Annotated in this window: 6 protein-coding genes; all 6 read right to left on the minus strand. The window is 43.8% G+C overall.

Annotation, left to right across the window (positions count from 1 at the left end; genetic code table 11):
* Positions 1-6 precede the first annotated feature (6 nt).
* The 6 genes from DRJ53_RS17875 to DRJ53_RS17900 all read right to left on the minus strand — a co-directional run bounded on the left by DRJ53_RS17875 (position 7) and on the right by DRJ53_RS17900 (position 7,629).
* On the minus strand, positions 7-2,436 hold the full coding sequence (locus DRJ53_RS17875; RefSeq protein ID WP_114237027.1) for a TonB-dependent receptor: 2,430 nt from the start codon (positions 2,434-2,436) through the stop codon (positions 7-9).
* Positions 2,437-2,638: 202 nt separating this feature from the next.
* The gene (locus tag DRJ53_RS17880; protein WP_114237028.1) at positions 2,639-2,818 is read right to left on the minus strand and encodes a hypothetical protein; all 180 of its coding nucleotides are present in this window, start codon (positions 2,816-2,818) and stop codon (positions 2,639-2,641) included.
* Positions 2,819-2,837: 19 nt separating this feature from the next.
* Positions 2,838-3,209 (minus strand): GntR family transcriptional regulator, encoded by a 372-nt coding sequence (locus tag DRJ53_RS17885; protein ID WP_114237029.1) that lies wholly within the window; start codon positions 3,207-3,209, stop codon positions 2,838-2,840.
* A gap of 17 nt (positions 3,210-3,226) precedes the next feature.
* Positions 3,227-4,009, minus strand: a complete 783-nt coding sequence (locus tag DRJ53_RS17890; RefSeq protein WP_114237030.1) for a hypothetical protein — start codon at positions 4,007-4,009, stop codon at positions 3,227-3,229.
* 9 nt (positions 4,010-4,018) lie between these two features.
* Positions 4,019-4,849, minus strand: coding sequence for an ABC transporter ATP-binding protein (locus DRJ53_RS17895; RefSeq protein WP_114237031.1), 831 nt, complete (start codon positions 4,847-4,849; stop codon positions 4,019-4,021).
* Positions 4,850-5,232: 383 nt separating this feature from the next.
* Positions 5,233-7,629 carry a S8 family peptidase gene (locus tag DRJ53_RS17900; RefSeq protein ID WP_114237032.1) on the minus strand — a complete coding sequence of 799 codons (2,397 nt, stop codon included), beginning with the start codon at positions 7,627-7,629 and terminating at the stop codon, positions 5,233-5,235.
* Positions 7,630-7,678 lie beyond the last annotated feature (49 nt).

The following is a 7,678-nucleotide window of genomic DNA, read 5'->3' on the forward strand; positions in this document are numbered from 1 at the left end:
TACCCATTAGTTTCCAATCCGATTTTGTTCGTCGTTCGCACTGCCTGCAGTTCGCTTTACCGGTGCGATCTTTTTTCCTTTGCTAAAGCTGTAGGTAAAGCCAAGCGTAGCCACCCTTGTTTCGGCTACTTGGCGCATTTGCACATCCACATTGCCGTACTGCGTTACACCCCTTAGCCGCTGCGTCCAGAAAATATCGCGGACAGAAAGTCTAATCGTTCCTTTGCTCTTCAACACCTGCGTGCTCACGCCTGCACTTACCTGGCCTACCGGGCTGGTACGCATTACCCCATTCAGGCCCCGACCCCTGTACGTGCCGCTGATCTCCGCACTCAATGTTTTGGTTACCTTAAACTGCTGTATGCCGTTGAAGGTGAAATTGGTTGCAGAACGATCGATGGAAAAATCGGCCACATCACCTTTGATGTTGTCATTGAATACATTGATGCTGATATTGCTGGTCCACCATTTCCGGATGGGCGTGGCCGCATTCACCGCAATTCCGATTTGTCGTAGCGAGGCAACGTTCGAAGGCATATTGTAGGCTTCCTCGCCTCGCTGCTGGATTACGGACTGTATGATGTCTTTGATGTACGTGTAATTGATGGTGGTGGTAATCTGCGACTTCCAGTTATGCGAAAGCTCGATGTTGTTGCTTACAGAAGGCTTCAGTTCCGGGTTGCCCGCGCTGAACGTGTACCTGTCGATGAACCGGATAAAAGGGTTCAGACTCTGGTAATTGGGACGGTTCACTCTTCTTCCGATGTTTGCGCCAAAGTTGTGTTTGGCGTTTGCTTTGTACTGGAAATAAGCTGTAGGAAACAATTGCGTATAACTCCTGTCAAAATCCTCACCTGTTGTTTTCTGCAATCCATTTGCAACCGTGTTTTCTAATCGCAGTCCAAATTGCGCACTGATCTTTTTTGATAATGGGGCACTGAGGTTGGCGTAGGCAGCATTGATGTTTTCCTTGTAAACAAAATGGTTGCTGCGGTTGTAGTCATGAATGATGCTACCGTATTGAATGCTATCGTAATTGGCGTCATTATCTGTGCGTACGATGCTGCTTTTGATGCCCGCTTCCAACCTTGCGTTGTTCTTAAAAGGGTGCAGGTAATCCAGCCGTGCACTGTAAACATCAATGTATTGGGGTAAAGAACCCGTCAGCGTATCCGCTTTCCGGAGCGGATCACCCGATGCATCGGTATAAGAGTTCACCATGAACAGGCCATTATCGGAAACGTGCCTTACATAGTCGATATCTGAAGTAAGCTCCCTGCCCCTCTTATCCAATGCCCTGCGGATGTTGAAATTGGTGCTGATGCTGTTCCAGCTTAAATCATTGTCAACAATAGCACTGGTGATGCTTTGGCGAACCTTGGAAGCGTTCGCTATGTTCGTAATGTTCGGATTGTTCTGCGACATTGATCGCCAGTTAAGGTTAACAACGGCACCCATCGTGGTTTTTGGGGTTGCAAAAAAGTCTAGGCCGAATTTTCCGTTATACGCATTGCCTGCCGAAACCCTTGTGGCCTCCTGGTTAAAGATATTGTCGATGGCACCAGTGGTGCTGTTGTAGATATTCCGGTCAAGCGACATGATGCCGTAATTCTTATTGTAATTGTGGCTCAGGTTGGTGAACAGGTTCCATTTGCCTTCCCGGTAATTAAAGTTGAAGCCTTCGTTTACTTTGCCATATCGTCCATAGCCATAGGCCACACTTGCCGAGCCATTCATCCCGGCCTTGATCGCTTTTTTGGTTTTGATGTTGATCACGCCAGCGTTGCCTGCAGCATCATAGCGAGCTGGTGGGTTGGTCATAATCTCCACCTGGTCCAGTTGGGCCGAGCTCATGTTGCGCAACAGGTTGGCAAGGTCGGCACCACCCAATTGCGTAGGCCTTCCATCCACCATGATCAGCACACTTTGTTTGCCTTTCAGGCTCACATTTCCATCACTGTCCACCGTTATCCCGGGCGACTTCTCCAACACTTCCAATGCCGATGTGCCTACGTTGGTGATGGATGCATCTACATTCACAACCGTTCTGTCAATGTGTTGTTCTACCAACGGTCTTTTTGCAGTTACCGTTACATCGGCAAGGTTTTTACTCAGCGGCGATAAAGTAATTGCGGGAAGTTGCACTCCGGCCCGTTCAGGCGTTACTTCAAACACTTGCGAGAATGCTTTTTTGTATCCTACGGCCGTTACGGAAAGGAGGTATTTCCCCGGTTTGGCATCAGCAAAAAGAAAAGCGCCCTTTTTATCAGTAGCTCCTAATTTGGCTGTAGCAGAATCTTTTGCACGCAACAGGTAAACCGTAGCACCATCGGCTGGTTTATCGTTTTGTACAACTGTTCCCGAAATGCCACCGCCACTTTGCGCGGTAGTAGTATAATAGAGGAAAAGGGATATTAAGGTGATGTAGATTTTCATAAACTATTTTTTGTAGTGATGGGAGCAATTCGGGGTTGGTATAGGCATGCAGCGGCCCTATGCTCCTTTTGGGAGCCTTTAACCTGTGCCGTATTTGGTAGTTATTTAAATCGTGGTGATGATGTTAACCCGAGAGTTTTTTTATGAGCGCTCAGCTCCTTAACATTTGAAAAAAGTCCTATTATGTAACAGCCGGTGCAGGTTAGAGTGCAATAAGTAAAATCGGCTGAGGCCATTCCATTGATTCGTTAGATGTTGCAGCTCCGGGGTTGAAGGGCTTAGCGCTTCCATCAGTGTTTTTCACAAGCAATGCAACATAAATGGTGATGATCAGCAAAAGCACTGATACCGCACCAAGCAGAAGATTCTTATTCTTTTCCATGATGAAACATCTTTAAGGGTTAACCAAAATTTTGTTGTTTGAATTGTTCGTACTGTGGCTTCAACTCCTCTATATCCATCCCCAGCATATATATGTTCCGGAAAATGTTAGGCAGTTCTTTTTCTATAAATTCCGTCTTCCGGTATTTCGTAGCATTTTGGACGGCTTCGTCGCCCACAAAATACCCGATGCCTCGCTGGTTGTAGATGATGTTTTGACCTTGCAAAAATTCGTAGGTACGCATCACGGTATTGGGGTTCACTTCAAGCTGTACTGCCAGTTCCCGCACCGCCGGAATTCGCTCGCCACTTTTCCACTGCTTCAGCAGGATGCGTTCGCAAACGTAATCCGCTATCTGCAGGTATATTGCTATGGATTCTCTGAATTGCATGATAATATTTTTATGGGCTATACTTGTTTTCCTTTTAATACATAGTAGGCAGCAACCCAGGATAAAGGAGCAACCGCATAGGCAAGTACCTGTACGAAAGTGGGAAACCAATGTGCAATTTTCGAAAAGTAATAATCGTCTGCTTTTTCGGGTAGTATATGTTGTGTGACCACATATACAAGGAAGAAAAACAGGAGGCACACAACAAAACCGGTGATGATGGTTTTGATGAAGTTGTACTTTTTAAAGTATACCGAACCGAGCAGAAAAAGTGAGGTTATTGAAAGGGAGAAAGGCAGCAGGTAAATGGCCCGCTTCGAATTGAAGTTGATCAGCGCTACTTCAAAAATGTTTGTTACCGTTGATCTGCCGCCGTTTGGCCTGTTCGCGGAAAATGAATTGGCGATCGCTACCATGATTATATCAACCAGGTAAAAGCAGGCAATGAGCAAAAGCGGGAACAGGATCATGGTAAAGAATACGCTGCACAACAGCTTTTCAAAATGAGAAGCAGGAACCAGCAAAAAATGACTGCCCTTTTCTCTTGACCCAAGATCACTAAAGTACTGGCTGGCGTAAAAGGTGCCCACTGCAAAAAGGGAAAAGAAAAACGTGGTGCGCTGAACTTCCTCCGGCAGCCCCGAACCTTCAGGAATGCCCATTATGATCAAGCCGAACGTGAACCAGGTGATGAGTAGGCCCACATATGCAAGCAGGGAAAGGGTATAGCGCTTTTTATTGTCTGCCCAGTGCTTCAACACCAATAACGAAAAACGTTTTTGCGCAAAAAATTGGTTCATAAAAGATGTTTATTGGTGGAATGATTTTGAAGTAGCAGGATTGGTGACAATGGCTTTGTATAAAAATTCCAGGTCAACCTTACTTTCTTCACCGGTTGTGTTGTGCGTAACCACCACGGTGCCGCCAAAAGATGATTCGTTATAATAAGCAGTTGCTATGTCTTCGGGGCCGTGTGCAAAGCGGAACGACAATTTGCGGGCAATCGAATCCATGGTTTCATTGAACAGGATCCTGCCTTCGTCGATAATGGTAATACGGTCGATCAGGTGCTCGAGGTCTTTTACCTGGTGGGTACTGATGATGATGCACTGGTCATCGTCCATGGCTTCGGCCATGATTTTCCGGAACTGGCTTTTGCTAATGATGTCGAGTCCGTTGGTGGGTTCATCCATGAGCAAAACCCTGGCCCTGGTGGCCAGTGCAAAAGAGATCAGGACTTTCTTTTTTTGCCCATAGCTCATGTTCTGCAACGTATTGTCTTCCGGTATTTCAAATATGGAAATGTACTTCCTGAATTGTTCCACCTCGAAGCGTGGGTAAAAAGGCGCATAGTATGCGATGAAGTTGCTTACCGGGACGTCGGGCAGGTAAAACTCTTCCGGCACCATAAACACGTCTTCCAGGAAAAGGGGGAGCCTGTCGAACGGGGTATGGCCATTTACTTTGATGCTGCCCCTTTGGGGACGCAGCAGCCCGGCAATGTTGCGCAGCAGGCTGGATTTGCCGGTACCGTTTTTGCCCAGCAGGCCATACACGTGTCCCGGTTCAAAATCAAGCGTCAACCCATTGAGGATGAGTTTTTTCTTATAAGCAAAAGACAGGTTTTGAAGCTGAATCATTGTCTCTGTTTTAGTGTACTACTTAAATAGTACACTACAAATATAGAACTCGGATTCATTTTTCAAAAGGATTTTTCGAAATCAGGTCAAAAAAGTTCATTCACATTTCCCATAGTGCTTACTAATCCTCTTTGGCAAACGGGCGTACGACCACATGGACTGAAGTCTAAAATTGTTGGACGGTTTGGTGAAGAAGCAATTGAAATAAAAGAGAAGTTTATTTTTTTATGGGACCGGCAGCGATGCTGCCATTAATAGTCCGTTGCGTCGCACTCTTGTACGTTCGGGAATTTTATTCACTTATAAAACGCCTTATCTGAATACTGCATGTGATAAATAATGCACTTAAATTCTATTGTACCGTCGGTATTAGATGAATTGCACTAAACTGGAATTGCAATTTCATTTAACACTGGTGTATAGATATCAACTTCTTCGTTAGGTGTTTCTATACTGACAATGATAGAATAGCGTATGGAACTATTAAACCGCTGAAGTTTTTTTCGTGTCCTCCACCATCCATTAACTGGATAAACTGCAATTCTGTTTCTAGTAATCAAATCTGCTGCCGAGCCTTCCCAAATATCTTTGTGAATCGACCCCTTATCTCTAACTAAGCTACCTAGAAGCCAATTTTCCGTGCCCTCCTGCTGATAATCATCATTCCTCATAGTTCTACTGATCCTTGCACGAAATGCTTCGATACTTTCATTCCGATCAATCATTTTAAATCGAAGGCCAAAAGAACGGTAACTGGTTGCTAAGTCATAGCTTCTACTTCCCGGATTAGGTTCTATGTAATATGAGATAGTAATTTTCACTTTTACTGTAGTGTCAAATAATTGACGCAGCGCTTCAGAGGGCCAGGGCAAATTAAACAAATGGAATTCGTCGGTTTTTACTTGACTACCATCTACTCTAAATGGTCTTAGATTTTTTTCAGCAATAAGCGTCAACGAATTTGTAGCACTATATCGAGCTTTTTGCATATTAGGAACACCATATCCCACTTTTGATAACAAATCTTTCTTCTCTTGTGAGCTCAGCTGTTGAATGTTTCGGTTTCCGAGCATTGCTGGTGTCCAGTCAGCTGAATGTATTATCAATGCACGGATAGTCTCAGGCCAAAATCTAGGATAACTACTATATAATTCTGCAGCAAATTTTGAAGCTAATGCAGTTGCACCACTTGTGTCACCAAAAGTTGTAAAAATTGAATTTCCACCTAAACCCGTGCTGAGTAGTAAAAGCGAATCGGGGTCAATTGTGCCTCCATTCCAGATTGCCTCGTTGCCGCCTTCCATCACAATATCTGGCTTTTTGCACCACGCTTTATTCCAACAAAGCGATGTAGAGTTACAAGGTGACATGGCACCTCTATTTGCAAGCAAGGTTGCATTCGGAAAGCGCCTTTGATCAATAGCATCTTTTAATGTGTAGGATCCAACAGTTATAGAGTTGAATGATTGGGCAGGATCATTTATTGAACAATCAGCATTACTTAAAGGATAATTCATTCGATCATTTGATGGAACATTGCCAGAAGAAACTAGAAACAATGTTGTGGTATTTCTTTCATCGATCGTACCAAACAATAGCTGGTCAATTGCGGAAGACCATGATGTTGGCTTCCCCTTATGATCCACACTATCACTTGTGATCGCCATACACACTATACGTTTATTCCTAGGGTTCAGTATAATTCCTCTAGCTACAGCCTCTTGGGTTACCGATCCATATAATTCGGGGCTGTGTGGGTTGCCTCTTTCTATAAGCTTGACACTTTCTAATTGGTGATAGATTGTTATTCTATCACGTGAAGCAAGGGTTTCAGCTAAATCGCCATAGAATGTTAGACCAGCCATAGGCGTCCCATGTCCATGCAAGTGAGTATCGGCAGTTGTCCATGCAGGATTCACACTCTCTAGATTTCTTGCAGGAATCAAGTTCGTAAGAAGAGGATTAGTGCGATTAACACCAGTGTCAAGTAAACAAACTGATATAGTGCTATCTGGAACTATATCTACTCTACTAGTTAAATCTGCAGCCCATTCTTGCTGTTCTTGTCTTGGAAGTGCCGTGAAAAAGTCTGCAGTATCTCTCAGTTGTCTAAGTTCTGAAAGCCTGTCAGTATACAAAAGTGTTTGTCCTAAACCTTGTCCTGTGGCATTTAATAATAAAACGAAATGCTCAGGAAATAGCAATACTTTCTCGCCAAGCTGAATATTGCTGTCCTCAAACACATCTACTAAAAAAGCCCTTAATGATTCAATCGATTCTCCATCATTTCTTGTTAACCAAACTTCCCACCATCTGCGCTCTTGTATATCTGGGAAACGCAACTCAGGTTCTTGCCAAAAACTTTCAAGTGTAGCAGCTTGAATTTCTTCAATATTGGCAGTTAGTGATAGATTTTTCGGATTACCGGCTTGTGTATTTTCTTGAATATACTGTTCTACTTTTCGCAGGAATTTTCCGATTGCCCTCCGGTTTAGATATACGGTAGCTTCAACTCTCTTGTGCTCTGCTCCATCCTCTACATTGATTATTTCTTTATAAGAAGCTAAACGGAAGTCACCTCTGTTATCATTCAACTTATCAATATCCAATAAGAAGTCCCAAGCAGATTTAAATACTAAGTAGACAAAATCTTCACCATCAAAAGCTTCAACAGCTGAATTAAACTCATTTTGTATATGCCCGCCGTGTGTTCTTCTGTGTAAATCTTCAGCGAAAAGTGGACTAGAATAGTAGTAAATTAAGAGAGGGTTTCCATTCACTCACCTCAAAAACAATGATCATGGAAACAAGACCTCAAAAGCCCTCCAC

This window comes from Paracnuella aquatica, assembly GCF_003332885.2.
In the GTDB taxonomy this organism is placed as follows: domain Bacteria; phylum Bacteroidota; class Bacteroidia; order Chitinophagales; family Chitinophagaceae; genus Flavisolibacter; species Flavisolibacter aquaticus.